Consider the following 24,840-nt stretch of genomic DNA (forward strand, 5'->3'; position numbering starts at 1 on the left):
ATGACAGCCAGTACCGCTTTGTGGCGCCCCACGACCTTGCTGCCACCCTGGCCACCCACCGTGTCCTGATCGCCGCCGCTGCGCAGGTCATGCATGGCCTGCTGGCCTATAACCCGCGAGGGCATATCAACCTCACCGACGCCGAGGGCACCACCCTGTATTTCTGCGGGCTGGACATCACCCCCGTCGGCAGCCGCCTGCTCGAATCGGTCCAGGGCACCAACTGCACGGGCCTGGCCCTGGCCGAAGACCGCCTGGTGTACGTGCTGGCCGAGGAGAACTTCGGCAGCGGCCTGCGCCAACGCCGTATGCACTGCGCCGCCGCGCCGATCAGGAATGCCCAGGGCCAGACCCTGGCGATGCTGACCCTCACCGCCGAACCCGGCTGGTTTCACTTTCACACCCTCGGCACCGTGCAAGCGGCTGCCGAAGCGGTCTCCCGCCAGATGGACCTGCAAGCGCTGTTGGAAGAGCAGCAAACCGTGCTCGAAGTGCTTAACGAAGGCCTGGTGGTGCTCGATGAGCGCGGCTGCATCAAGGCGCTCAACCGTTATGCCCGGCAACTGTTCGGGGTGGGGCTGGAGCTGATCGGCAGCCCCTTCCAGCGCCTGGGCCGCAGTGAGCTGAGTGACGCCATGCTTCTACGCGGCGGCGAGCCGGTGCGTGACCTCGATTGCACGTTCCACCTGCACGACCGCAGCCAGCTCGCCTGCCTGGTCTCGGTGTGCCCGCTGGAGCAGGGCGGGGTGATCGTGTCCCTGCGCGAGAACCGCCGCATCCGTGAAATCACCCGACGCATCATCAGCACCCAGGCGCGCTACACCTTCGACACCATCCAGGGCACGTCGCGGGCGATCCAGGACGCGCTGCACCTGGGACGCATCGCCAGTCGCAGTGAATCCACCACCCTGATCCTCGGCGAAAGCGGCACCGGCAAGGAGCTGTTCGCCCAGGCCATCCACAACGCCAGCGACCGCGCCAACGGCCCGTTCGTGGCGGTCAACTGCGGCGCGATCCCACGGGACCTGGTGCAGAGCGAGCTGTTCGGGCACGTCGAAGGCGCGTTTACCGGCTCGGCCCGGGGCGGGTCGGCGGGCAAGTTTGAACTGGCGGATGGCGGCACCATCTTTCTGGATGAGATTGGCGATATGTCCTTCGACGCTCAGGTCAGCCTGCTGCGGGTGTTGCAGGAAGGCGAGATCACCCGCGTCGGCGCGAAAAGCTCACGGCCAGTGGACGTACGCATCATCGCCGCCACCCACCGCAACCTCAGCCAGGCGGTGGCCGAAGGCGCGTTCCGTGAAGACCTCTACTACCGCCTCAACGTCCTGAACCTGACCGTACCGCCGCTGCGCATGCGCCGTGAAGACATCCCGTTGCTGGCGCGGCACTTCCTCACGCGCTGTGTTCGTTCGCTGCGTAAAGCGGTGCAGGGCTTTGCCCCGGATGCGCTGGAACTGCTCTCGGCCTACGCCTGGCCAGGCAATGTGCGCGAGTTGGAAAACAGCATCGAACGCGCCACCAACCTGGCGACGGGCGAACTGATCCAGGCCGCCGATCTACCCCTGGAAACCAGACCGCGCGCCACGCTGCGCCACCACGAACCTCAGCCCGCCCAGGACCTGAGCAGCCACGAAATGCACGCCATCGTCGCCGCCCTCAAAAGCACCGGCGGCAACATCCGCCTGGCCGCCCGGCAACTGAACGTATCGCGGGGTGGGCTGTACAACAAGATGAGTCGGTTCGGGCTGAATGCCGCAGATTTTCGCGGCGCGTAAGATCGAAATGTGGCTCAACGCTGAAAGCGCGGCGGATAGGGCTGTCGTGGTGAGCGGGCTTGTCCCGCGCTGGGCTGCGCAGCAGCCCCAAAACCAGCCTCTACAGAGTGTCTGATACACCGCGATCTTCTTGACTGGGGCTGCTACGCAGCCCAGCGCGGGACAAGCCCGCTCGCCACAGGGAGATTTGTCAGGGTCTGAAAAGTTGTGTAGATACCCTTGCCCCGATAGCGGAGTGTCAGTTGACATCTACTTAACTGACCCACCGCCATCGGGAGCAAGCCCCCCCACATGTCTAACCGCGTTTCAGGCAGTTGATGGAGCGATCCACAGTGGTTTTGGCAATTTCCAGCAAATGCCACACCGCCAAGATCTTCGCCCGCTCCGGGCTTTCCAGTTGCTCCCCACAATCCAACGCAGTCGCCGACGCACTGTCGAGCAAACTGGCGGTGTAGAGCAGGGCATCTTCAAAGCTCAGGTCTTCGTTGACGGAGTGAAAGCCTTGGGTGGGGAGATAGTGATCGATGGCGCGGTTGAACGCGGCGCGGTCTTTGGCGGGATCGTGGGGTGGATCGGGTAGGACTTTGTTCATGGTGTAATTCCAACTGGTAGGTAAGGAACCGAACCTTTCGCGACTAAACGTCGGGTGGCGGCTGTACGCAGGTTAGTCGACCGGCCAGTTGAACCCGGCGCACCCGAAGGTGCCCTGCGCACAGCCACCATGAACATGGCGACAGCTTGCGCAAACTGGTAACGGGCGACTAAACCCGATCACTGATGAGCAGTGACGGACCGCAGACTAGCCACCGATTCCAGCAGGCACAAGGCGGCCAGGATTGTCTAGGAAACGTCCTGCAATTAAAAGGGACCGGCCTTGCTGGCCCTTTACAAACCATGACAAAACGCCACCAAACCAACAATGGAACGCGGTCAATGTGGGAGGGGGCAAGCCCTAATGCCAGTCAGTTAAGGAGGAACACTGTAACTGTGGTGAGCGGGCTTGCCCCGCGTTGGGCTGCGCAGCAGCCCCAAAACCTTCACCTCGATTGATTCTGGCACTCTGCGGTGACCTTATTGGGGCCGCTTCGCAGCCCAGCGCGGGGCAAGCCCGCTCACCACAGGTTACCGTTTGCACGTTCTATCTCTTAACTGATCGGTATTAGGGCAAGCCCCCACACACATTTTTACTGCGTTCAGGCAGTGGCTGCGTAAGCCATCTATTGATTGGTTTTTATCTGTACGAGCGGTCTGCCATGACGGATTTTGACGGCAACGCTGACGAGCTTTCGCTTCTGGCCGGAACACAGGGACGCGTTAAATGGCGGCCCTTTGCTTCTCTCCACAGCCGAGCCCCATGGACAACTCCGACATCGCCATCACCCTCGTCTTGATCTCCGCCTTCATGCACGCCACCTGGAATGCCGTCGTCCGCGCCGGCAGCAGCCGCTTCATGACCTTGGCCATGGTCGACGGTACCGCATTGCTGATCTGCCTGGCGGCGTTGCCGCTGGTCAATGTGCCAAACCCGCAGGTGTGGCGCTATGTGCTGGTTTCCGTGGTGCTCAATACGGTCTATCGATTGTTCTTGATCAAGGCCTATGAAACCGGCGATTTCGGCCAGGTCTACCCCGTGATGCGCGGCGTGCCGCCGGTGTTGGTCGCGCTGTTTTCCTACTTCTTGCTGTATGAGCAGCTGTCAGTCCAGGCCATGGCGGGGGTGCTGTTGATTTGCGGGGGGATTATCAGCCTGACGTTTGTGCGCAAGATGACGGCGCAGATGTTCAAGCCGATTCTGATGGCCGTGTGTGCGGGGGTGTTTATAGCGTCCTACACGGTGGTGGATGCCAAAGGGGTAAGAGCCAGTGAGACCGTGGTGCAGTACATCATTTATCTCACGGTATTCCAGAGCATTCCGATCCCGTTGCTGGCGTTTTTCAAGGAGCGGCCGGCATTCGAGCAGGCTGTACGTAGTCATTGGCGGGTGGGGGTGATGGGCGGCGTTTTGTACTTGGCGTCCTACGGCCTGGTGCTGTTTGCGCTGTCGCTGGACGCGGTGGCCAAGGTCTCAGCGCTGCGGGAAACCAGTGTTATTATCGGCGCCATCATTGCTGCGCTGTTCTTCCATGAGCGGTTCGGCTGGCGACGGATGCTTTCGGCGTTCGTCATTGTTTGCGGGATCATCCTGATCAAAGTGAGCACCTGATGGCCCAGCGCCCTCCACCCACGCCGATGCTTCAAGCCTTCGTCAGTGCCGCGCAGACCGGCAGTTTTGCGCGTGCTGCCTCCGAGTTGAATCTCACCGCCAGTGCCATCAGCCATCAAATTGCGGGGCTGGAAGAATGGTGGGGTGTGCAGTTGTTCGAGCGGCATTCGCGGGGTGTGAAACTCACTGCCGCAGGGCACGCGCTATTACCGGTGGCCGAGGATTTTTTCAATGCGCTTGAAGTGGTATTGCAGACACTCAATCCGAATACTCCCCAACCGCTGAGTCTCTCTTGCACCTCCTCGCTCTGTGCTGCGTGGCTGATTCCAAGAATGCACGGCTCGCACGCCGAGGCCTCACTCAACTTGGACCTGGTACTGACCAGCGCCGATATCAGCAGCACTCAGCTTGCGGCGCATCAATTTGACGTGGCGATCGTGATGGGGAATGGCGACTACCCGGACCATCACGTCGAACTGCTGATGCGCGATGCGGTGTTCCCGGTGTGCTCGCCGCAGTTCCAGCGGGTAAATGGCGATATTGCATGGGCGCAGATCGCGCAATATCCGTTGATTCACCGGGCCGACGATCATGTGTGCCCGGGGTGGGAAAGCTGGTTTGCCTTTCAGGGGCTAGCACCGCCGCCGTATCACCGTGGGCCGCGCTTTCCGGATTCCAGCCTGGCCATCAGCCTGGCGGCTAAGGGTGGCGGGATTGCCTTGGGTCGCACGGCGTTGGTCTATGACGCCTTGACGGACGGCTCGTTAGTCGCTCTGCAGGCTCCAGTGATGATGTCGCCCGTCGCGTACTACATCATTTGTCGAAGCGGACGACGGGCCGAACCGGCGATTGCCCGACTGTTTGAGTGGCTCAAGGCCCAGGCTGAGGTGTTTGTGCGTGAGGTGGCGGCCTTTCAGGATCGCTGATCAATTGCCCTCAGCCTCCACTGTTCTCCGACGTCACAATCTGCGGCGCGATATGCACCCGATGCCGCCCCGGATCAAACCCCTCGGCACTCTGCAATTCCACCAGCAACTGCACCAGCGCGTTCGCCGTCTGCCTGGGCTGGGAATCCATCACCACATCGATCAACCCCTGGCTCAGTGCCTGGCGTGACAGCGCCGTGGACTCCTGCAAAATGCAGCACAACGCCGGGCGCTTGGGCAGTTGCGCGAGGGCGCTGATGATGCCGTCGCCGCCGCCGCCCACCACACACAAGCCGCGCAGGTCGGTGTGGCGGGTGAGCAGGTCGAGGGTGGCTTCTTCGGTGATGTCGCAGTTGTCCAGGTTGATCAGCGGCTCCAGCGGTTTGAGCCCCGGGGCGTGTTCGGCGAGGTAGCTGTGCAGGCCTTCGACCCGTGCCTGGTGACCGAGGAAGCGATGGCCGCCGAGCAGGATCGCCACGCTGCCTTTGCGTGCGCCGCAGGTGCGGGCGAGCAGCCAGCCCATGGTGCGCCCGACCACGTGGTTGTCCTGGCCCACATAGGGTTCAAGGGCTTGCTCGTGAATATCCGAGAGCAGGGCCACCACCGGCACACCGGCCTCGCGGATCTGCGCCAGGCAGGCGTTGATCAGCGGGTGGGCGAAGCTGACCACCGCCAGGCCATCGCACTGCACGGCCAGTTGTTCGATCTGCGCGACGATGGCGCTGGGTGTGCGGTCGTTGATGTAGTCGAATTGGCAGGTCAGGTTGGCGGTGGCGTGATGCTGCGCCGCCTCGCTGATCGACTGCGCCAGGTGGGCATAGAACGCCTGGGCGGTGCCCAGCAGCAGGATGCCGAAGCGATAAGTCGGCCGGCGTTCGCGTATGCGTTGGCCGATCAGCCGCGCCGCAAAATAGCCCACCGCTTCGGCGGCCTGGAACACCTGCTCGGCCGTCTGCGGATTGACTGGCGCACGCGCATTCAGCACGCGGTCGACGGTGGCCACGCTGAGGCCCGCATGGGCGGCGACGGTGGCGATGGTCGGGCGTTTATTGTTGTTCATGACAGCCCCCTTGAGCGTCTTGATAGAAAACTATCAAGCCCCGCTGGGCCTGGATGATAGCTTGATAGGGAATGGATTCAAGGCCTTGAGAGTGATTTAGCCGCGCTCTATCGTTGGTTTCGCAAAGCACCTGAAACCTCTCGCTTGCGGAGAACAATAACAATGCCTGAACACACCGCTCACACCGCTCGGCGCGACTACAGCCTCACCGGCCCCGAAGCCGCCCGCGCGGCGGAAAAAGGCCTGGTCTCGGCCAGTTGGTACCAATCGCCGATTTCCCGTAAACGCATGAAAGAACTGATGCAACGCCGCGACGGCCCGGCCTTGCTCGACACCGCTATGTGGGTGAGTGCACTGTTCGCCACCGGCTTCGGCGGTTACTGGTTCTGGGGCACGTGGGCCTGCGTACCGTTCTTCCTCGCCTATGGCGTGCTGTACGGCACCGCGTCCAACCCGCGCTGGCACGAAACCGGCCACGGCACCGCGTTCAAGACCCGCTGGATGAACGACGTGCTGTACCAGGTCGCAAGCTTCATGTGCATCTTCGAACCCCACGTGTGGCGCTGGAGCCATGCCCGGCACCACACCGACACCATCGTCGTCGGCCGCGACCCGGAGATCGTCGAGCCACGCCCGCCGAGCCTGCCGATGATGTTTCTCAGCCTGTTCAACCTGCCCCTGGCCTGGAAGACCTTCAGCGGCGTGGCGCGCCATGCCATCGGCCAGATGAGTGCCCAGGAGGCGGACTTCATTCCCGAATCCGAGTGGCCGAAGGTGTTCCGTGCTGCGCGTATCTGGGTCGGCATTTATGCGCTGGTGATCGGCACCGCGTTGTACCTGCACAGCTGGCTGCCGCTGATGCTGGTCGGGCTGCCCAGTATCTACGGCGCCTGGCTCGGCTACGTGTTCGGCCTCACCCAGCATGTGGGCCTGGCCGAAGATGTGCTTGACCACCGCAGCAACTGCCGCACCATCTACATGAACCGCGTGCTGCGTTTTATCTACATGGACATGAACTACCACCTCGAACACCACATGTACCCGATGGTGCCGTACCACGCATTGGCGCAATTGCACGAAGAGATCCGCAGCGACTGCCCGCCGCCGTACGCCAACCTGTTCGAGGCGTACAGGGAGATCATCCCGACGATCTGGAAGCAGCGCAGCGATCCGACTTACTTCGTCCAGCGTCCCATCCGCCCCAGTGCTGAACCGGCCGCCAGGGCCCCGATGCATGCAGAAGCCACTGCCGGCTGAATCCCACCCAAGAACAAGAGAAAACGCCATGAACGATCAATGGATCGACGTCTGCGCCGTGGGCGAAATAGACGCGGAAGACGTGCTGCGCTTCGACCACGGGGCGCACACCTACGCGGTATTCCGCTCGGCGGACAATGAGTTTTTCGCCACCGCCGGCCTGTGTACCCACGAGAAAATCCACCTCGCCGACGGCTTGGTGATGGACCATGTGATCGAGTGCCCCAAGCACAACGGGCGCTTCGATTACCGCTCGGGCAAGGCCCTGGGCGCGCCGGTGTGCGTCAACCTCAAGACCTACCCGGTACGGGTCGAAGCGGGGCGGGTTTTGCTCGCCGTCACGGCTTGATGATGGACGCCGCCCTGATCATCGTCGGCGCCGGCCATGCCGGTGGCCGCGCGGCACTGACCCTGCGTGAAGAAGGCTACAGCGGACGCCTGATCCTGATCGGCGACGAGCCGCACGTGCCCTACGAGCGGCCGCCCCTGTCCAAGGGCCTGTTGCAAGGCAACATGGACCTGGCCGGCTGCAGCCTGTGCGACAGCGCCCGGCTCGCCGAGTTGGGCATCGAACATATCGCCGGTAACCCGGTCAGCCAATTGGACCCGCCGCAACACCGCCTGCAATTGGCCGACGGCCAGTGGTTGAGCTACTCCGGGCTGTTGCTGGCCACTGGCGGCAGGGCGCGACGCTTGCCCCAGGCGCAGGCCAACGTGCTGTACCTGCGCACCCATGATGAAGCGCTGGCGCTGAAATCCGCGTTGCGGCCCGGCGCGCGGCTGGTGATTGTCGGCGGCGGGTTTATCGGCCTGGAAGTCGCGGCCACGGCGCGCGGCCTGGGCTGCGAGGTGACGGTGCTCGAAGCCGGGCCGCGCTTGGCGGGCCGGGTGCTGGCGCCGGTCATCTCCGAAGCGCTGCTGCAGGTGCATCGGCAACAGGGTGTCGACGTACGCTTGAATGTGGCGTTGGAGTCGATCCATGCAGAGGCGGTGCAACTGGTGGACGGGCAGTTACTGCCCTGCGACCTGGTGGTGGTCGGCATCGGCATGCAACCGAATATCGAGCTGGCCGTGGCGGCGGGGCTGGAGGTGGGGCAGGGCATTCGCGTCGACGCGCACCTGCGCACCAGCGCGCCGGACATCTACGCGGCAGGTGACGTGTGCGAGTTTCGCCTCGGCGGTGAGTACCAGCGCCAGGAAACCTGGCGCAATGCCGAGGCCCAAGGGCGGCATGCGGCGCTGAACATGCTCGGGCGTGATGAGCCGTTCGAAGCGCTGCCCGGCTTCTGGTCCGACCAGTACGACTGGGGCTTGCAGACCGTGGGCGTGATCACGCCGCTGACCGTCAGCCGTGCCTTGCCGGGCGCGGGCCTGTTGCTGTTCTACCTCGACGCCGACCAGCGCTTGCAAGGCGCCTGCGGCTGGAGCCCCGGCAACAGCGTGGCCAAGGACATCAAGCTGTGCGAACGCCTGATCAACGCGCGCATCGCCCTGAACGCGGCCAGCCTGGCCGACCCCGACGTGTCCCTCAAACACCTGCTGCGAGGCTGATATGCGCCAATTCCTGGTATTCCAATCCCTCTGGGCGATGCACACCGAGCCCGGCCCCATGGAGGCCCAACTCGACCGCATCAAGGCCGCCGGTTTCGACGGCATTACCGATCACTACTGGCACGCCGCCGATGTCGCGCGCCTGCACGCCGCCGCCACGGCGCGGGGCCTGCAGATCGAAGGCCAGTTGTTCCCGCAAAGCGTCGACGACCTGGCGGCGGCACTGGATGTGATCAGCCGCCACGGCTGCCACCACCTCACCCTGCAAGCCGATGTGCGCCCGCGCACCCAAACCGAGGCCGCCCGTTTGATCGAAGGCTGGCAACGCCTGGCCGAGCAGGTGGACTTTCCGGTGCTGCTGGAAACCCACCGCTATCGCCTGACCAACGACCTGCTGTTCACCCTCGACCTGCTGGCGCAGATGCCCGATTTGAAGCTGCTGGCCGACCTGTCTCACTACGTGGTCGGCCGCGAGTTGCCCGAGCCCGGCGCCGCCGAAGACGATGAGCAGATCCGCACGATCCTGCGCCACAGCTGGGGCTTTCATGGCCGTGTGGCCAGCAGCGAACAGGTGCAGGTGTCGCTGGCGTTCCCCCAGCACCAGGCCTGGGTGCAGCGCTTTACCCAGTGGTGGCGCTACGGGATCGAGGACTGGCTGGCCCGCCCCGAGACCCCGCACAGCCTGTCCTTCACCTGCGAACTGGGCCCGCCGCCCTATGCCATCACCGGCGCCGATGGGCGTGAAATCAGTGACCGCTGGGCCGAGGCGTTGCAGCTCAAGGCCTTGATTCGCGACGTGTGGCAGGCGTGTCGGAAATGATCTGCTAACCTGCGCGGGTTCACTCCCGCCCTTAGCCTGGATTTGCCCCATGCCGACTTCCTCCGTTCAGCCGCCTCTTGAACCGCAGTCCGTCTGCCACCCGATCACCAGCAGCGCGATCTTTATGGTCGCCACCATCGCCCCCGGCAGTGAAGACAGCGTGCGCGCCTGGTGCGCAGACATCGCCGGGCTGGTGCGTTCGGTGGGCAAGCGCGTGCCGGCGGGCAACCTCACCTGCGTCTGCGGCTTTGGCTCGCAGGCCTGGGACCGTTTGTTCGGCGCACCGCGCCCGGCGGCGTTGCACCCGTTTCGGGAGTTCGGTGTAGAAGGGCGCATGGCGGTGTCGACGCCCGGCGACATCCTCCTGCATATCCGCGCCGAGCAGATGGACCTGTGCTTTGAACTCGCTACCCAGCTGATGACAGCGTTGGGCGATAGCGTGAAGGTGGTGGATGAAGTCCAGGGTTTCCGCTACTTCGACATGCGCAGCATCATTGGCTTTGTCGACGGCACCGAGAACCCGGTGGGGCGCAAGGCCGTGGGTTTCACTATCGTTGGCGACGAAGATCCCGGATTCGAAGGCGGCAGCTACGTGCTGGTGCAGAAATACCTGCACAACATGACCGCCTGGAACGGCCTGACGGTGGAAGCCCAGGAGAAGGTGATCGGGCGTACCAAACTGTCGGATATCGAGTTAGGCGAAGACGCCAAGCCGAGCAATGCCCATAGCGCCCTGACCGTGATCACCGACGAGAACGGCGAAGAAGTGAAAATCCTGCGCGACAACATGCCCTTCGGCCGCCCCGGTGCCGGGGAGTTCGGCACCTACTTCATCGGCTACGCACGCTCGCCGCAGCCGCTGGAGCAGATGCTGGAAAACATGTTCGTCGGCCGCCCGGCAGGCAACTACGACCGCTTGCTCGACTTCAGCACGGCGGTCACCGGCGGGTTGTTTTTCGTGCCATCGGCCGACCTGCTCGAAGCACTGGCGGAGCGTACGGGCGGGCTGTAAAGCAAAGCAGTTCAAATGGGGGGGCGTACACCAACCCGACCATGCTCAGGAGCAACCACAGACGGTGGTGCGGCCTGAGGTATAAGGCCGCCTGGCACGGTCAAAACTGTGGGAGGGGGCTTGCTCCCGATGGCATTGGGTCCGTTAAAGTTGCATCAACTGACACGCCCTCATCGGGGCATAGGTATCTACACAACTTCCAGTGAATACGGAATCTGTGGCAATTAGGCTTCTGTGGTGAGCGGGCTTGCCCCGCGCTGGGCTGCGAAGCAGCCCCAAAACCTTCACCTCGATTGATTCTGGCACTCTGCGGTGACCTTATTGGGGCCGCTTCGCAGCCCAGCGCGGGCGGTGCGACGATTCGACAAGCCCGCTCACCACAGAGTTATGTGTCAGCCTTTAAGAGTTGTGTAGATACCCATGCTCATCGGGGGCAAGCCCCCTCCCACATGAGATTGATGCCGGGTTGAGACGGGGTGTTATATCAACCCAGCAGCCCGGTACTGACGGCCACAATCAGGAACACCCCCAGCAGCGCGCGATAGATCACAAACGGCCAGGTGGAGAACCGTTCGAGGAACTTCATCAGGCCCCAGATCGCGAAGAACGCCGAGACGCTGGCCACCACCAGCCCGAACAGCAAATGCGGCCAGGCATGGGCGGGCATATCGGCATGCACCAGCACCCACAACTCCTTCAAGCCGGCGAGGGCGATGGCGGGCAGGCCCAGCAGGAAGGAAAAACGCGCGGCCTCTTCGCGTTTGAAATTGAGGAACAGGGCCGCGGTGAGGGTCGAGCCGGAACGCGATACGCCGGGAATCAACGCGCCGATCTGCGCGACCCCGACAATCAGCGCATCGCGCAGGCGCATCTGGCTGACCTCGCGGGTATGCCGGGCACGCAGCTCGGCCGCCGCCAGCAGCACCGCCATTACCACGCAGGAAATACCGATCACCCGCAGCCCGCGCAACGGCGAATTGCAGGCGTTCAGGGTCGACGACAAGGCCAGCCCGGCAATTCCGATCGGAATGGTCGCCAACACAATCGCCACGGCCAGCTTGAACCATGGATCGTTGTAGTCGCCCCGGCGCACCGCGTCGATGCTGCCCGTGGTCACTTGGCGCACATCGCGCCAGAAGTAACTGACCACCGCCGCCAGTGCCGCCAGCTGCATGGCTGCCGAAAACGCCGAACCGGGGTCTTGCCAGCCGAGCAGGGCGGGCACTACACGCATATGGGCGGTGGAGGAGACCGGCAACAATTCGGTAATGCCCTGGATCACGCCCAGGATAAAGATCTGCAGGTAATCCAGGGAGGCGAAGCCCACATCCAGGCCGGCGGTACAAACGTTGGTCAAAGTGCGTGTCCTTGAAAAAGTGGCGAGCCGGCGGAGTTTATTCGAAATGTTTCAGCGCTTCGGCAGGGCTCGCCGCTATTTGCAATCGGTTCAGCAAGTAGAAAGGTTCGCGGCACTATTGGACTGCGCCGAGGTTTTGTGAACAATGGCGCCCTGCGTTTTTTGACCGAGAGCCCCATGCCTGAAACCACCGTGGAATTGATCCAGACCGGCCCCGAAGAAGCCGAGCTGATCCGCAATCTCTACCAGTACTACGCCTATGAATCGTCGGACTGGGAGCAGGAAGATGTCGAGGCGGACGGCCGTTTCTACATCCATGACCAGCACCTGAACCGCTATTGGCAAGACCCGCACTGGAGCGCCAACCTGTTGCTGGTGGACGGCTATATCGCCGGCTTCCTGCTGATCGAAGGCAGCGAGTTGCCGGGCATCGACGCCCTGGAACTGGCCGACCTGTTTATCCTCAAGCGCTATCGTCGCAAAGGCATCGGCCGCGCCATCGCCACCCAGGTGTTGTGCAGCGGCGAGGCGGATTGGCTGGTGCGGTTTTATGACCAGGACGAAGTGTCCCAGGCGTTCTGGCGTACGGTGCTGGATAACCTGCCGCGCCCGGTGCAGGCCCTTGAGCTGGCGGATGACCCGCAGTTGATGAGTTACCTGGTTACGCGGGCGGTGTTGCATTAAAGGTGTGCTGCATCGCCTGCGGCGGCTGCCCGAACGCCCTTAGAAACGCCTGGCGCATGCGCTCGCGATCACCGAACCCGGTTTCGCGGGCCACCACTTCCACCGGATGACGGCTGGTTTCCATCATCGCCCGTGCGGCTTCAACCCGCAGGGATTCGATGGCCTTGGCCGGCGTCTGCCCGGTTTCTTCGCGAAATACCCGGCTGAACTGGCGCGGGCTCAGCCTGGCCACCTCGGCCAGGGCGTCCACCGACAGGTCATGGGTGAGGTTTTCGCGGGCGTAGGCCAGGGCCAGTTGCACACGGTCGGACTTGGGGTCCAACTCCAACAGTGCAGACAACTGCGATTGCTCGCTGCCCCGGCGCTGGGCGATCACCAGCTTGCGCGCAATGCGCCGGGCGAGGTCGCTGCCCAGGTCGTTCTCCACCATGGCCAGCGCCATGTCCACCCCGGCACTCATGCCGGCGCCGGTCCATACCTGGCCGTCGACGATAAACAGCTTGTCTTCTTCCAGGCGGATGTCCGGATAGCGCTTGCGAAAGGCCGGCGCGTGGATCCAGTGGGTGGTGGTGCGCTTGCCGTCGAGCAAGCCGGCCTCGGCCAGCACGAAGATGCCCATGCACAGCGACGCGACACGCCGCGATTGAGCCGAGGCGGCCTTGACCAGTTCCAGCAGGTTGGCCTCGGGTAGGCGAAACTCCAGGTAACCGCTGACGATCAGCGTGTCATAGCCTTGGGGCCGCAGGGGCGAGGTGTTCACCGAGAAGCCCTGGGACGTCATCACCGCGCCGCCGCTTTCCGACACCAGGTGAAACTCATAGGCGGGCTCACCGCGCAGCAGGTTCGCGCACTCGAACACCGAGCCCAGGCTGAGGCTCAGGGATTGGAAGTTCGGGTAAACCATCAGCGCAACGCTGTGCATCGCATGTCTCCAGGGGCGTGGGAGGGTGGATTGTCGGCGGCTGCCGGGAAAACGGCAACCGACTTCGGGTCATGTCCGGAATCCTTGCGCATATGACATTGTGAGGGGTTGGCGCGGCCCCTAACATTCCCTCAACGAACTAGACGACTGGTCTAATCGGGACGGAGTGAAGCATGAGCAGCGAAACTAAAAGTGCACGGCAGACCATTCTCGACACGGCGCAGTTGATTGTTGGCCGTAAAGGATTCTCTGCGGTGGGCTTGAACGAAATACTTCAAGCCGCCCAGGTGCCTAAAGGTTCGTTCTATCACTACTTCAACTCCAAGGATGGCTTCGGTGTCGTGTTGCTCGACACCTACTTCGACAACTACGTGCACGGCATGCAGCAACTGTTCGACCAGCCCGGTTTATCCCAGCACGCCAAGTTGATGCGTTATTGGCAGGCCTGGATCGACAATCAGACCGGCTGCACCGATGCGGGCAAATGCCTTGCCGTCAAACTGGGTGCGGAGGTGTCAGACCTTTCAGAGCCCATGCGGTTGGCGCTGCTGCGTGGCACCTCGCGCACCATCGATTTACTGGCTATCGCCATACAGCGCGGCGTCGACGACGGTTCCCTCAGCGTCGATCAAGCCCCCGAAAGCCTGGCCCGGCGCCTGTACGCGTTGTGGCTGGGGACCAGCGTCATGAGCAAGATCACCCGTACATCCGCGCCTTTCGAGGAGGCGTTGCTGCTGACCCGACAGCTGTTGGGTTGCCCTGGACACACAGACATTCACTGATCGAGGCACTGGAAAATGAAAGTATTAATGGTACTGACCTCTCACGACCAGCTTGGCGACACCGGCCGCAAGACCGGCTTCTGGCTCGAAGAATTTGCCGCACCCTATTACGTGTTCAAGGACGCCGGCGCCGAACTGGTGCTGGCGTCCCCGGCCGGTGGCCAGCCGCCCCTGGACCCGGTGAGTGACGCGCCCGATGCGCAAACCGAGCAGACTCGCCGCTTTGCCGCCGATCCTGCCGCGCAACAGGCCCTGGCCAACACGGTCAAGCTGGACACGGTCAACGCCGCCGACTTCGACACCGTGTTCTACCCAGGTGGCCACGGCCCGCTGTGGGACCTGGCAGAGTCACCGGTGTCCATCGCCCTGATCGAGTCCTTCGAGCGTGCCGGCAAGCCCATTGGTTTTGTCTGCCATGCACCGGGCGCCTTGCGTCACGTCAAGGCCGTCAATGGCGAGCCGCTGGTCAAGGGCCGTCGTGTCACCGGCTTCTCCAACTCGGAAGAAGCGGCGGTGGGCCTGACCGATGTGGTGCCGTTCCTGATTGAAGATGATTTCAAGGCACTGGGCGGCAACTATCAGAAGGGCGCCGACTGGCAATCCTTCGTGCTCGAAGATGGTTTGCTGATCACTGGACAGAACCCTGCCAGTTCCAGTGACGTGGCCAAGGCGCTGCTCAAACTCACCGCGTAAGTTAATTAACCCTTCCATTCATTGGCGACTTGCAACAGTCGCCAATGCGTTTGCTCGTCTCGAATTTGGAATACCCCAATGACTAACAGCATCTTAAGTACCCCGGTCAAACTGGGTCATCACACCTTGAACAACCGTATCGTGCTGCCACCGTTGACACGCCAGCGCAGCGCCCAGCCCGGCGATATCGCCACCGACCTGATGGCCGAGTATTACCGCCAGCGCGCTACGGCCGGTTTCATGGTCAGCGAAGGTACGCAGATCGAACCCCGTGGCCAGGGTTATGCCTGGACGCCGGGCATCTACACCCCGGCGCAGATCGACGGCTGGCGCAAGGTCACCGACGCGGTGCATGCCGAAGGCGGGGTGATCTTTGCCCAGCTGTGGCATGTGGGCCGTGTGTCCCATAACGCCTTGCAGCCTGACGGCGCCGCACCGGTGGCACCGTCGGCGATTCAAGCCCAGCAAGCCAAGGCCTTTATCGAGACCGGGCCTGGCACGGGTGAATTGAAGCAACCGCCGGTGCCTCGCGCCTTGAGCGTGCTCGAGATTGAAGAATTGGTCGGGCACTACGCCCAGGCCGCACGCAATGCCCTGGACGCCGGGTTTGACGGCGTGGAAATTCATTCGGCCAACGGTTACCTGGTCAACCAGTTCATCTCGGCCCATTCCAACCAGCGCGACGATGAGTACGGTGGTTCGCTGCATAATCGCCTGCGCTTTTTGCGCGAGATCGTCGAAGCCGTCAGCAAGGTGGTCGGGCCGGAGCGCCTGGGCGTGCGGTTTTCGCCGTTGTTCAGCGGCACCGACCAGGACCGTGTGTACATCGGCCTGGTGGAAGAAGACCCGCATCACACCTACATCGAAGCGATCAAGGTGCTGGAACAGTCGGGCATCGCCTACGTGTCCATCGCCGAAGCGGACTGGGACAACGCCCCCGTGCTGCCCGACAGCTTCCGTGAAGCCGTGCGCAGCACCTTCAGCGGTCGCATTATCTACGCCGGTCGCTACACCGCTGAACGCGGCGCGAAACTGGTGGACGCCGGTCTGGCGGATTTGATTGCGTTCGGACGGCCGTTCATTGCCAACCCGGACCTGCCGCAACGGCTATTCAAGGGCTGGCCGTTGAACCCGCTGCGGGAAGAGGGGATGTATGGTGGGGGAGAGGTTGGCTACATCGACTACCCCACCTATTCCGAGTAAGAACGCGGTCAATGTGGGAGGGGGCTTGCCCTGATGCCAGCCATTTAAGAAGGAACACTATAACTGTGGTGAGCGGGCTTTTTGTGGTGAGCGGGCTTGCCCCGCGCTGGGCCGCGAAGCGGCCCCAATAAGAGCGCTGCAGTGTGTCAGGCAGCTCCGGGGCTGTGTTTGGGGCTGCTGCGCAGCCCAGCGCGGGGCAAGCCCGCTCACTACAGGTTGCTGCTTGCGCCTCACACATTTGCTTTGTGTTGCCTGCTGGTTACTCCACCCGCAACACAATCTTGCCGATATGGTCCCCACCTTCCATCCGCGCATGGGCCTGGGCGGCGTCGGTGTATGCGTACACCTTGTCGATGATCGGCAGGCAACGCCCGGCCTCCAATACCGGCCAGATGTACTCGCGCAACTGTTCGGCAATCGCGGCTTTTTCAGCCTTGCTGCGCGCACGCAACAGCGAGCCGGTAATCACCGCGCGCTTGCCGAGGATGCTCAACAGGTCGACGTCGTTGGCCTTGGCGCCGCCGAGGAAACCCAGCATCACCAGGTGGCCGTCCATGGCCAGGGCCTTGAGGTTGTTGTTCAGATACGAGCCGCCCATGATGTCGAGGATCACATCCACACCCTGGCCGTTGGTCTGTTGCGCGATGACCTCGGCAAAATCCTGCTCGCGATAATTGATCGGCTCCCCGCCCAGCTGGGCAATGGCCGCGCATTTGTCGGCGCTGCCGGCGGTGGCGAAGGCCTGGATGCCGAATTCGCGGCACAGCATCAGCGCGGTCGTACCGATGCCGCTGGTGCCGCCGTGGATCAGCACGCGCTGGCCGGTGTGGGCATCGCCGAGGCCGAACAGGTTGGCCCACACGGTGAAGAAGGTTTCCGGCACGGCGGCGGCTTGAATCCAGTCCATGCCTTCAGGAATCGGCAGCGCCTGGCTGGCGGGCACCGTGCAGAACTGCGCATAGCCGCCGCCATTGGTCAGGGCGCAGACCTTATCGCCCACGGCGTATTCGGTCACGCCGTCGCCCAGCGCGGCCACTTCGCCTGCCACTTCCAGGCCAGGCAGCGGGTTCATGCCGGGTTTCATCGGGTACTTGCCGGCGCGTTGCAGGGCGTCGGGGCGATTGACACCGGCCGCATGCACGCGAATCAGGATCTCGCCGGGGCCCGCCACCGGTACATCTGCCCGGCGTGGTTGCAGCACCTCGGGGCCACCGGGGGTGGTGATTTCGATCAGGGTCATTTCTTTGGGAAGCGTCATTTCAGATTACCTGCAGCGATGAGCGTATGGGTTGGGACCGCGTCGGACGGCCGACGGTTCAGCAGGCGCATGCCCGGTTCCAGGGCCAGGGCGACCACTATCGCCCCCGCGGCGATCATGAACAACAGCGCATGCTGGCCTCCGCTGACGTTGAACAGGGCGGAATAGGCAAACCCCGAGAGTGCCTGGAAAGTCGCAAAGGAGACCGTGGCACGGCTCCACGCGACCTGCTGCTGATGATGGTTGGGGAGCAGTTCGTGCACCCGCGCCAGCGCCAACGGCACGATGCCCGGCGGGAAAGAACCGAGGATCACCGCGAGCACCGCCAGGCCAGTCAACGAGCCGGCAAACGGCAACGCACCGACGGCAATCGCCTGCACCACCAGCACCACGCGGATGCTCAAGCGCGCCCCCAGTTTATCTGCGAGGAACCCGTAAGTGACCGGCCCGACAATCGACCCCAGGCCGTACATCACCCAGATCATCGCGCCGATATGCGCCCCGGCCCCCAGGCCACGGGCCACGTAATCCACCAGGAACACCATCGCCGGTACCAACCCCGCGGCCATAAAGGCGTATTGGGCGAACAGCAGGTACACGCCGGAAGGCGTTGCTACGGCCGCGCCGGATGGCGGCGCGTCTTCATGCAGCGTGCCCGCAGGCCAGGCGAACCAGCTGGCGGCGGTCAGCACCAGGGCCAACAGGCCGAGGCCGAACCAGGTCTGCTGCAAACCCAGGCTCAGCAGCGGCGGCACAAGGGTGCCGGAGCCGGCGATGCCCAGGCCGATGCCGAGGAAGATCGCCCCACTGGCCAGACCCCGGCGTGCGGCCGGTACATGGGGCAACACGGTCGCCGCCACCAGCACCATGATTGCGCCACCGGCAATCCCCGACAGCAGGCGCCAAGCGAAGAACCACACCACCGACAGCGGGAAGCCACAGGCGAAGAACGCCAGGGTCACCGCAACCATCATGAGGCGCAGCGCGGTCCTGTTCGAGGTGCGCTGGGCGATGGGCCGCCCGATCAGCGCGCCGATCAGGTAACCCACCAGGTTGGCGGCGCCGAGGTACACCACGTCATTGGCGCTGAACCATTGGGCCTGGATCAGCGACGGAATCAATGGCGTATAGGCAAAACGTGCCAGGCCGATGCTGACCAGGCTGGCGCACAGGCCTGCGAAGATCGGCAGCCACACGGAGCGGCGGGGTGGGGCGTGAGTGTCGAGCATGATGGCGGTCCTGGGTATTTTTCTCTGGTGCCCAGCATATCCAGGTTTTTGGATGCAATAATGCAGCGAATACACGTCGCTGTGATGCAGATATGCAGCATAAGGAGGCAGCATGAATTGGGATGATGCACGGGTATTCCTGGCGGTCTGCCGCGAGTCGACGTTGCGCGGGGCCGCACGGGTATTGGGGGTCGACCAGGCCACAGTCGGGCGGCGGGTCAACGCCCTGGAAAAGTCCCTGGGTGCCACGCTGTTCCTGCGCACCTCCGAAGGCTACGCCCTGACCGCCGTCGGCGAGGCCGCCCTGTACTCGGTGGAAAAAATGGAACGCTCGGCCCTGGAGCTGGAGCGCCAGATCCAGGGCCTGGATGACCGCCTGACCGGCACCGTACGGGTCAGCACCACCGACTCCCTGGCCATCGACTTCCTGATCCCGGCGATTGCGCGCCTGCACGTCCAGCACCCGGATGTGCGCGTGCAGCTCGACGCGTCTACCCAGTTCCTGAGCCTGGCCAAACGCGAGACCGACATCGCCGTGCGCAACACCCGCCCGGACAGCCCCGACCTGATCGCCCGGCGTCTCGCGCGCTGGCCGGTGGGGTTGTTTGCGTCCCAGGCCTATATCGATCGCCAGGGTACGCCGGAGCCGGGCAGCCTGTTTGAAGGGCATGATCTTGTGGTCTATCAACCGTACCTGCAAACCCAGAAGGACATGACCCTGGTCTCGGAACCCCTGGGCCGTGGGCGCATCGTCGCCGCCCTGAGTTCCAGCCTGTTGGTGCGCCGCTCTATCGCCGCCGGGATCGGCATCGGCGAAATCCCGATCCTCACCGGCGAGCGCGACGGGCTGGTACGCCTGTGGCCGGAGCGCGCGCGGCCGTTGCCTTACGACGTCTGGCTGGTGACCCACGCCGACCTGCGCCACACCGCACGGGTGCGGGCGGTGATCGATGAAATCGTCGCGGGGTTTGCCGGAACGGGGGATTAGTCAGCACAGGCTTGCAAGCATGCGTACCGCGCCGTGGACACAATCGACGTCGATAACCTGTCAACCCACCGGAGCGCATATGAACGAATCAAGACACCAGGACCTGGGGCTGTTGTTTCTGCGAGGCAGCGGGGCGCTGTTCCTGCTGTGGGTGCATGGCCTGCCCAAGTTGCTCAACTACAGCGAGCAGTTGAAGCAGATCGAAGACCCGTTTCACCTAGGCGCCCATGTCACCTTGCTGCTGGCGATTTTCGCCGAAGTGCTGTGCCCGCTGCTGATCATCGCCGGGGTGCTGGTGCGCCTGGCGTGCCTGCCGATTCTGGCGGTGCTGGTGATTGCGATGGTGGTGGTGCATCCGGAGTGGACGCTGCTGGAAGGGCAATTCGGCTGGCTGCTGTTGATCATGTTCACCAGCATCCTGATTGCCGGACCAGGGCGCCTGGCACTGGAAAAAAAGGCCGGGTAAACCAACCCTCTGTAGGAGCGAGCTTGCTCGCGAAGAACTCTAGAGCGACGCGTGAAATCTGATTTACTGCGTCATCGTTGACGATCTTCGCGAGCAAGCTCGCTCCTACAGGGGAGTGGCGTGCCGGCCAAAGGAGCGGGTGTTTCAGCGATTCAGGAACGCCAGCAGGTCTTCGTTCAGGGCCTGAGCGTGGGTCACGGCAAAACCGTGGGGCGCATCCTTGTACACCTTCAGCTCGGCGCCCTTGATCATCTCGGCTGCAACCTTGCCGGTGGTCTCGAACGGCACGATCTGGTCGCCGTCACCGTGGATCACCAGGGTCGGCACGTCGATCCTGGCCATGTCCGGGCGGAAGTCGGTCTCGGAAAAGGCGGTGACGCAATCCACGGTCGACTTGAGGGACGCCAGCATGGCGATCTGGAGGGTCTGGGTCAGCGTACCTTCGGAAACGACCTGGCCCTTGTTGATGCCGAAGAACGGCGTGTTGAAGTCAGCGATGAACTGCGCACGGTCTTTCAGCAACCCGGCCTTGATGCCGTCGAACACTTCGGTCGGCACGCCCTGGGGGTAATCGGGCTTCTGGCCGAAGATCGGCGTCACTGCGCCCAACAGCACCAGGCCGGCCACGCGTGCACTGCCGTGGCGTGCGATGTAGCGGGCCACGTCGCCGCCGCCCATGGAGAAGCCCACCAGGGTCACGTCCTTGAGGTCCAGGTGTTCGATCAGCTGCGCGATGTCGTCGGCGAAGGTGTCGTAGTCGTTGCCGGTCCACGGCTGGTCCGAGCGGCCAAAGCCACGGCGGTCGAACGCGATGGTGCGAAAGCCACGGCTGCTGAGGTATTCCATCTGGTATTCCCACATGTCGGCATCCAGCGGCCAGCCGTGGCTGAACAGCACGGGCTTACCGCTGCCCCAATCCTTGAAGTAGATCTGGGTACCGTCTTTGGCAACGAATGTGCTCATGGAAAACTCCTTGATTGAGGGACTGAAAAACCAGCCTCACTATTGCCCGAAACCGGGCCGGGGGCTTGTACGGGTGTGCTTGCCTGGGGTCACCAACTGAACTTGAGCTCGACCCCCAGGTAATTGCTGTCATCGCCGCCGGCATCGCGCAAGGTGCGGCCCACGGCGTAGTGCACCGCTTCAACCGCGCCGGTGAGGTTCGGCGTAAACACATAGTCGGTACGCAGCTGACCATAGGCACCGGTCCAGCGTTCACCCTGGCCTGCGGTTCCGGCGACGGGCAGGTTCGGCTGGGTGTACACCGCGTCGCTGGTGGTCTGGCGCCACAGCAGGCCGACGGCGGTCTGCACGCTGAGCTTGTCGATGGGCTTGACGGTGATCGACGGTTTGACGTGAATCAGGTTGCTGTAGCCCGTATAGCCGGCCAGGGAAAAATAGTAGCCGTTGGGGAACAGCGGGTTGAACGTGCCGACGGTGCCGTCACCGGTCTTGCGGTCGCCCGAGGCAATGTCCAGTTGCAGGCCGATGCGCGGCTTCCACGCCAGGCTCTCGAAGGTGTACCCCGTGCGGCTGCCCCCGGCCCAGGCGCGAATATCCTTGCTGCCCACCGAGCCGCTTTGCAGCATGGCTTCGATGTCCCAGTCGAACCCCAGGGCCGCACCGCCCAGGCGTGCGTCGAACAGGTGGCGGGTTTCATCGCCGTCCGCGTCGAGGTAATGCGCGGCACTGCGTTCGTACACGCCGTAGTAGGCCGACAGCTCATTCTTGCCGCCCACCAGCCGCTCGACCCGCAGCATGTGGAAGCGCGCGTCACGGTTGGATGTGTCGTCGAAGTGCCGCTCGTCCTGATACTGCACCGGCTGGCTGGCGATCCCGATAAAGCGCCAGTTGGACGTTTCCCAATCGGCCCACAGCGCATCGAAGGATTGCCGCACATTCGGGCCATCCCGCGATGAGATGAAACGCTGCAAGTCGAAGGCGAAGTCCTGGCGCCCGACACGGGCCTTGAGCGTGCCGCTGCCGAAGGCATTGACGTATTCGGCAAAGGCCAGGCGCAGATCGACGCGGTTTTGGTCGGCGCCGCCGACCGTGGTCTTGTCGTAGGCGCGTACGTCTTCCAGTTGGGTGAAGAGCCGCCAGTATTCGTTCAAGTGCAGGTCGGCGTGCACCTGGAAGCGCTGGATCAGGTAGCGATCTCGCTTCACGTCCTTCACCCCAAAACCACTGGCATCGTTCATCTCGAAGCGCTCACGCAGTGTCGCCCCCAATGATAAATAGGTGAACGGGTTGGCGCTGGACAGCGGGATGTACTTCAAGCTGTCCAGCGGTTGCGTGCGTAACGCCGGGTCACGCAGCACCGACCAGTCCTCCTGCCAGCGATTGGTCTTGATGGCCGGTCGTGTCGGTTGCTCGTCGGCGTGGGCGCTGCCGAGCAGCAGCGGCCACAGCACGGCCAGGCCCCAGCCTGTGCGGCGAATCATTTTGCGGCGTGGAGCTGGTGAATTTCCGCGACGTAGCCGCCGGGGAATTCCACCACGGCGCTGCGCCGGCCCTTGCTGTCAAAGGCCGGCACCAAGACCTTGGCGCCGGAACCGGTGGCCTTGCCCAGCGTGGCCGTCAGGTCAGGCACTTGATAACCGGTGGTCTCGTGGCCGAAGGGGTAGGGCAGGTGGCCGTTGGTGACCAGCACCGCCATGCGCCCGAATGGCGACTCGATATCGACGCGACGGTAAGTGCCAGTGGCCTGACCCACATCGACGCCAGGCGCGTGTTTGTCATCGGCCAGGACCTTGCCGTGGGAGAAACCCAGAAACGCTTTGATAAAGGCGTCAGCGCGATCGGTGGACAGGTACACGCGGTTTTCCGGCACGGTCTGGAACGCCGCGTAGTCCGGGGTCTTGGTGTGCCAGTAGAGCTGCATGTTCACGCCACCCGGCCATTGCACCACGGCGTCTCGGCCGATCGGGTCCGGGAAGTCGCTGACGATAACGGCGGCGCCGTTTTCCCGCGCGGCGTTGAGCGCCGCGTCCATGTCCTTGACCAGGTAGCCGTTGCGTTCCTGGCCGAAGGGGTGCGGGATGGGTGTGGTGAAACCGAACAGCGACACCGTGCCCGCCGGCGTCTGCAGCAGTTGCGAGGTGGTGCTGCTCGGCACCGGCAGCACGTTCACCACCACCTGGGGCGTGCTCTTGCCGCCAAAGGTGGCGAGGAAACTCTGGGCGAAACGCTCCACATCCGCCGGGGCCACATACACGTGGCTGGTGTCGTATTGCGGCGCCACGGCCACGCTCGGGGTTGCCGCGAAGGCATTGCCCATCATTGCGCTCGCCAGCAGCGTCAATGCCACAGATACCTTGATTGCTTTGCTGCCCATGCCCACTCTCCAGCACTTCTACGGGATTGAAAGCCGTGAGGTTAGGGGCAGGGACGCGATGGAAATTGTACAAACGTGCTCGGTTGAACGGTTCAGCGTCTATGCTGGTCCACTGACCTCTACCGTCAGATCACACAGGTGAACGAAATGGCCAAGACCTACAGCTACGCCGCCCGGAACGCCACGGATGCCCTCAAGCCCTTTACCTTCGAGCGCCGCGCGCCGGGGGCGGACGACGTACAGATCGACATCCTCTACTGCGGCGTGTGCCACTCCGATTTGCACACCGCGCGTAACGAGTGGAACAACACCCTGTACCCGTCGGTACCCGGCCACGAAATCGTCGGCCGCGTGACGGCGGTGGGGGGCAATGTGAGCAAATTCAAGGTCGGCGACCTCGCCGGTGTCGGCTGCATGGTCGACAGCTGCCAGCACTGCGCTTCCTGTGCCGAAGGCGAGGAGCAATACTGCGAGAGCGGTTTTACCGGCACCTACAACGGCCCGGTATTCGGCGGTGAAAATACCTTTGGCGGCTATTCGGACAGCATCGTGGTCAAGGAGAAGTTCGTGCTGCGCATCTCCCACGACGATTCCAACCTGGCCGCCGTCGCGCCCTTGCTGTGTGCGGGCATCACCACCTATTCGCCGCTGCACCACTGGAAGGTCGGGCCCGGCAAGAAGGTCGGTGTGGTGGGCCTGGGCGGCCTGGGGCACATGGCGGTGAAGATCGCCCATGCCATGGGCGCCCATGTCACGCTGTTCACCACCTCGCCCAACAAGCGCGAAGACGGCCTGCGCCTGGGCGCCGACCAGGTGGTGGTATCGAAGAACCCGGACGAAATGGCCAAGGTCGCCAACAGCCTGGACTTCATCCTCAACACCGTCGCCGCGCCGCATAACCTCGATGCGTTCCTCAACCTGCTCAAGCGCGACGGCACCATGACCCTGGTCGGCGCCCCGGACAGCCCGCACCCGTCGCCAACCGTATTCAACCTGATCTTCAAGCGCCGCAGCCTGGCCGGCTCGCTGATCGGCGGGATCCAGGAGACCCAGGACATGCTCGACTTCTGCGCCAGGCACGGGATTGTCTCGGACGTGGAGATGATCGACATCCAGGGCATCAACGAGGCGTATGAGCGCATGCTCAAGGGCGATGTGAAGTACCGGTTCGTGATCGATATGGACAGCTTGAAAAAGGAAAGCCACGCGGCTTGAAAACTGCTCCGGGAAACACTGGGGGCAATGTAGGAGGGGGGCTTGCCCTGATGCCAGTCAGTTAAGGAGGAACACTGTAACTGTGGTGGTGGTGGTGGT

Annotated in this window: 23 protein-coding genes and 1 pseudogene; 15 read left to right on the top strand and 9 right to left on the bottom strand. The window is 63.3% G+C overall.

Going from position 1 to position 24,840, the window contains the following annotated elements:
- On the top strand, positions 1-1,778 hold a 1,778-nt coding region (locus BFQ01_RS17460), incomplete at its 5' end, for a sigma-54 interaction domain-containing protein (protein ID WP_065926231.1).
- 295 nt (positions 1,779-2,073) lie between these two features.
- Here BFQ01_RS17460 and BFQ01_RS17465 read toward each other — a convergent pair.
- Entirely contained in the window at positions 2,074-2,370 is a 297-nt protein-coding gene (locus BFQ01_RS17465) for a DUF6124 family protein (protein ID WP_053128775.1), read from the bottom strand.
- Between the two features lie 762 nt (positions 2,371-3,132).
- Here BFQ01_RS17465 and BFQ01_RS17470 point away from each other — a divergent pair.
- Both BFQ01_RS17470 and BFQ01_RS17475 read left to right on the top strand, forming a co-directional pair.
- Complete coding sequence (locus BFQ01_RS17470) at positions 3,133-3,981, top strand: EamA family transporter (RefSeq protein WP_065926232.1); 849 nt, start codon at positions 3,133-3,135, stop codon at positions 3,979-3,981.
- Positions 3,981-4,907, top strand: a complete 927-nt coding sequence (locus BFQ01_RS17475; RefSeq protein ID WP_065926233.1) for a LysR substrate-binding domain-containing protein — start codon at positions 3,981-3,983, stop codon at positions 4,905-4,907. Before BFQ01_RS17470 ends, BFQ01_RS17475 begins: the two co-directional genes overlap by 1 nt.
- Before the next feature lie 10 nt (positions 4,908-4,917).
- Here the strand turns inward: BFQ01_RS17475 and BFQ01_RS17480 are convergent, their stop codons facing one another.
- The gene (locus tag BFQ01_RS17480; protein WP_065926234.1) at positions 4,918-5,967 is read right to left on the bottom strand and encodes a LacI family DNA-binding transcriptional regulator; all 1,050 of its coding nucleotides are present in this window, start codon (positions 5,965-5,967) and stop codon (positions 4,918-4,920) included.
- A gap of 162 nt (positions 5,968-6,129) precedes the next feature.
- Between BFQ01_RS17480 and BFQ01_RS17485 the strand changes: the two genes are divergently transcribed.
- The 5 genes from BFQ01_RS17485 to BFQ01_RS17505 are packed head-to-tail and all read left to right on the top strand — an operon-like array spanning position 6,130 to position 10,607.
- Positions 6,130-7,224 carry a fatty acid desaturase family protein gene (locus BFQ01_RS17485; RefSeq protein WP_065926235.1) on the top strand — a complete coding sequence of 365 codons (1,095 nt, stop codon included), beginning with the start codon at positions 6,130-6,132 and terminating at the stop codon, positions 7,222-7,224.
- Between the two features lie 28 nt (positions 7,225-7,252).
- On the top strand, positions 7,253-7,573 hold the full coding sequence (locus BFQ01_RS17490; RefSeq protein WP_027607575.1) for a MocE family 2Fe-2S type ferredoxin: 321 nt from the start codon (positions 7,253-7,255) through the stop codon (positions 7,571-7,573).
- Between the two features lie 2 nt (positions 7,574-7,575).
- Positions 7,576-8,775, top strand: a complete 1,200-nt coding sequence (locus tag BFQ01_RS17495; protein ID WP_065926236.1) for an NAD(P)/FAD-dependent oxidoreductase — start codon at positions 7,576-7,578, stop codon at positions 8,773-8,775.
- A 1-nt stretch (position 8,776) separates the two neighbouring features.
- Positions 8,777-9,595 carry a sugar phosphate isomerase/epimerase family protein gene (locus tag BFQ01_RS17500; protein ID WP_065926237.1) on the top strand — a complete coding sequence of 273 codons (819 nt, stop codon included), beginning with the start codon at positions 8,777-8,779 and terminating at the stop codon, positions 9,593-9,595.
- A gap of 49 nt (positions 9,596-9,644) precedes the next feature.
- Positions 9,645-10,607 carry a Dyp-type peroxidase gene (locus BFQ01_RS17505; protein ID WP_065926238.1) on the top strand — a complete coding sequence of 321 codons (963 nt, stop codon included), beginning with the start codon at positions 9,645-9,647 and terminating at the stop codon, positions 10,605-10,607.
- A 484-nt stretch (positions 10,608-11,091) separates the two neighbouring features.
- On the opposite strand, the gene BFQ01_RS17510 is transcribed toward BFQ01_RS17505, so the two are convergent.
- Positions 11,092-11,964 (bottom strand): undecaprenyl-diphosphate phosphatase, encoded by an 873-nt coding sequence (locus tag BFQ01_RS17510; RefSeq protein ID WP_065926239.1) that lies wholly within the window; start codon positions 11,962-11,964, stop codon positions 11,092-11,094.
- Between the two features lie 177 nt (positions 11,965-12,141).
- Between BFQ01_RS17510 and BFQ01_RS17515 the strand changes: the two genes are divergently transcribed.
- A complete protein-coding gene (locus BFQ01_RS17515) occupies positions 12,142-12,648 on the top strand; it encodes a GNAT family N-acetyltransferase (protein WP_043293772.1) in 507 nt (168 codons plus the stop codon).
- Here the strand turns inward: BFQ01_RS17515 and BFQ01_RS17520 are convergent.
- Positions 12,626-13,570, bottom strand: a complete 945-nt coding sequence (locus BFQ01_RS17520) for a GlxA family transcriptional regulator (RefSeq protein WP_065926240.1) — start codon at positions 13,568-13,570, stop codon at positions 12,626-12,628. The genes BFQ01_RS17515 and BFQ01_RS17520 overlap by 23 nt on opposite strands.
- Positions 13,571-13,743: 173 nt before the next feature.
- On the opposite strand from BFQ01_RS17520, the pseudogene BFQ01_RS17525 reads away from it, so the two are divergent.
- The 3 genes and pseudogenes from BFQ01_RS17525 to BFQ01_RS17535 all read left to right on the top strand — a co-directional run bounded on the left by BFQ01_RS17525 (position 13,744) and on the right by BFQ01_RS17535 (position 16,248).
- Positions 13,744-14,371, top strand: a pseudogene (locus BFQ01_RS17525) (TetR/AcrR family transcriptional regulator).
- Positions 14,368-15,045 carry a type 1 glutamine amidotransferase domain-containing protein gene (locus tag BFQ01_RS17530; RefSeq protein ID WP_065926242.1) on the top strand — a complete coding sequence of 226 codons (678 nt, stop codon included), beginning with the start codon at positions 14,368-14,370 and terminating at the stop codon, positions 15,043-15,045. The pseudogene BFQ01_RS17525 and the gene BFQ01_RS17530 overlap by 4 nt, the downstream one beginning before the upstream one ends.
- A gap of 78 nt (positions 15,046-15,123) precedes the next feature.
- The gene (locus BFQ01_RS17535; protein WP_065926243.1) at positions 15,124-16,248 is read left to right on the top strand and encodes an alkene reductase; all 1,125 of its coding nucleotides are present in this window, start codon (positions 15,124-15,126) and stop codon (positions 16,246-16,248) included.
- Positions 16,249-16,507: 259 nt separating this feature from the next.
- Here BFQ01_RS17535 and BFQ01_RS17540 read toward each other — a convergent pair whose 3' ends face one another.
- Positions 16,508-17,506 (bottom strand): NAD(P)H-quinone oxidoreductase, encoded by a 999-nt coding sequence (locus tag BFQ01_RS17540; RefSeq protein ID WP_065926244.1) that lies wholly within the window; start codon positions 17,504-17,506, stop codon positions 16,508-16,510.
- Complete coding sequence (locus BFQ01_RS17545; RefSeq protein ID WP_065926245.1) at positions 17,503-18,735, bottom strand: YbfB/YjiJ family MFS transporter; 1,233 nt, start codon at positions 18,733-18,735, stop codon at positions 17,503-17,505. The genes BFQ01_RS17540 and BFQ01_RS17545 overlap by 4 nt, the downstream gene beginning before the upstream one ends.
- A gap of 112 nt (positions 18,736-18,847) precedes the next feature.
- Between BFQ01_RS17545 and BFQ01_RS17550 the strand changes: the two genes are divergently transcribed.
- Both BFQ01_RS17550 and BFQ01_RS17555 read left to right on the top strand, forming a co-directional pair.
- Positions 18,848-19,723 carry a LysR family transcriptional regulator gene (locus BFQ01_RS17550; protein ID WP_065926246.1) on the top strand — a complete coding sequence of 292 codons (876 nt, stop codon included), beginning with the start codon at positions 18,848-18,850 and terminating at the stop codon, positions 19,721-19,723.
- A 79-nt stretch (positions 19,724-19,802) separates the two neighbouring features.
- On the top strand, positions 19,803-20,189 hold the full coding sequence (locus tag BFQ01_RS17555; RefSeq protein ID WP_065926247.1) for a DoxX family protein: 387 nt from the start codon (positions 19,803-19,805) through the stop codon (positions 20,187-20,189).
- A 144-nt stretch (positions 20,190-20,333) separates the two neighbouring features.
- Here the strand turns inward: BFQ01_RS17555 and BFQ01_RS17560 are convergent, their stop codons facing one another.
- The 3 genes from BFQ01_RS17560 to BFQ01_RS17570 all read right to left on the bottom strand — a co-directional run bounded on the left by BFQ01_RS17560 (position 20,334) and on the right by BFQ01_RS17570 (position 23,526).
- Complete coding sequence (locus BFQ01_RS17560; RefSeq protein WP_027607561.1) at positions 20,334-21,152, bottom strand: alpha/beta fold hydrolase; 819 nt, start codon at positions 21,150-21,152, stop codon at positions 20,334-20,336.
- A gap of 89 nt (positions 21,153-21,241) precedes the next feature.
- Positions 21,242-22,633, bottom strand: a complete 1,392-nt coding sequence (locus tag BFQ01_RS17565; protein ID WP_065926248.1) for an alginate export family protein — start codon at positions 22,631-22,633, stop codon at positions 21,242-21,244.
- Positions 22,630-23,526, bottom strand: a complete 897-nt coding sequence (locus tag BFQ01_RS17570) for a VOC family protein (protein ID WP_065926249.1) — start codon at positions 23,524-23,526, stop codon at positions 22,630-22,632. Before BFQ01_RS17570 ends, BFQ01_RS17565 begins: the two co-directional genes overlap by 4 nt.
- Positions 23,527-23,673: 147 nt before the next feature.
- Between BFQ01_RS17570 and BFQ01_RS17575 the strand changes: the two genes are divergently transcribed.
- Complete coding sequence (locus BFQ01_RS17575) at positions 23,674-24,741, top strand: NAD(P)-dependent alcohol dehydrogenase (RefSeq protein ID WP_065926250.1); 1,068 nt, start codon at positions 23,674-23,676, stop codon at positions 24,739-24,741.
- Positions 24,742-24,840 lie beyond the last annotated feature (99 nt).

The organism is Pseudomonas sp. 8 R 14 (assembly GCF_900005955.1).
In the GTDB taxonomy this organism is placed as follows: Bacteria; Pseudomonadota; Gammaproteobacteria; order Pseudomonadales; family Pseudomonadaceae; genus Aquipseudomonas; species Aquipseudomonas marginalis.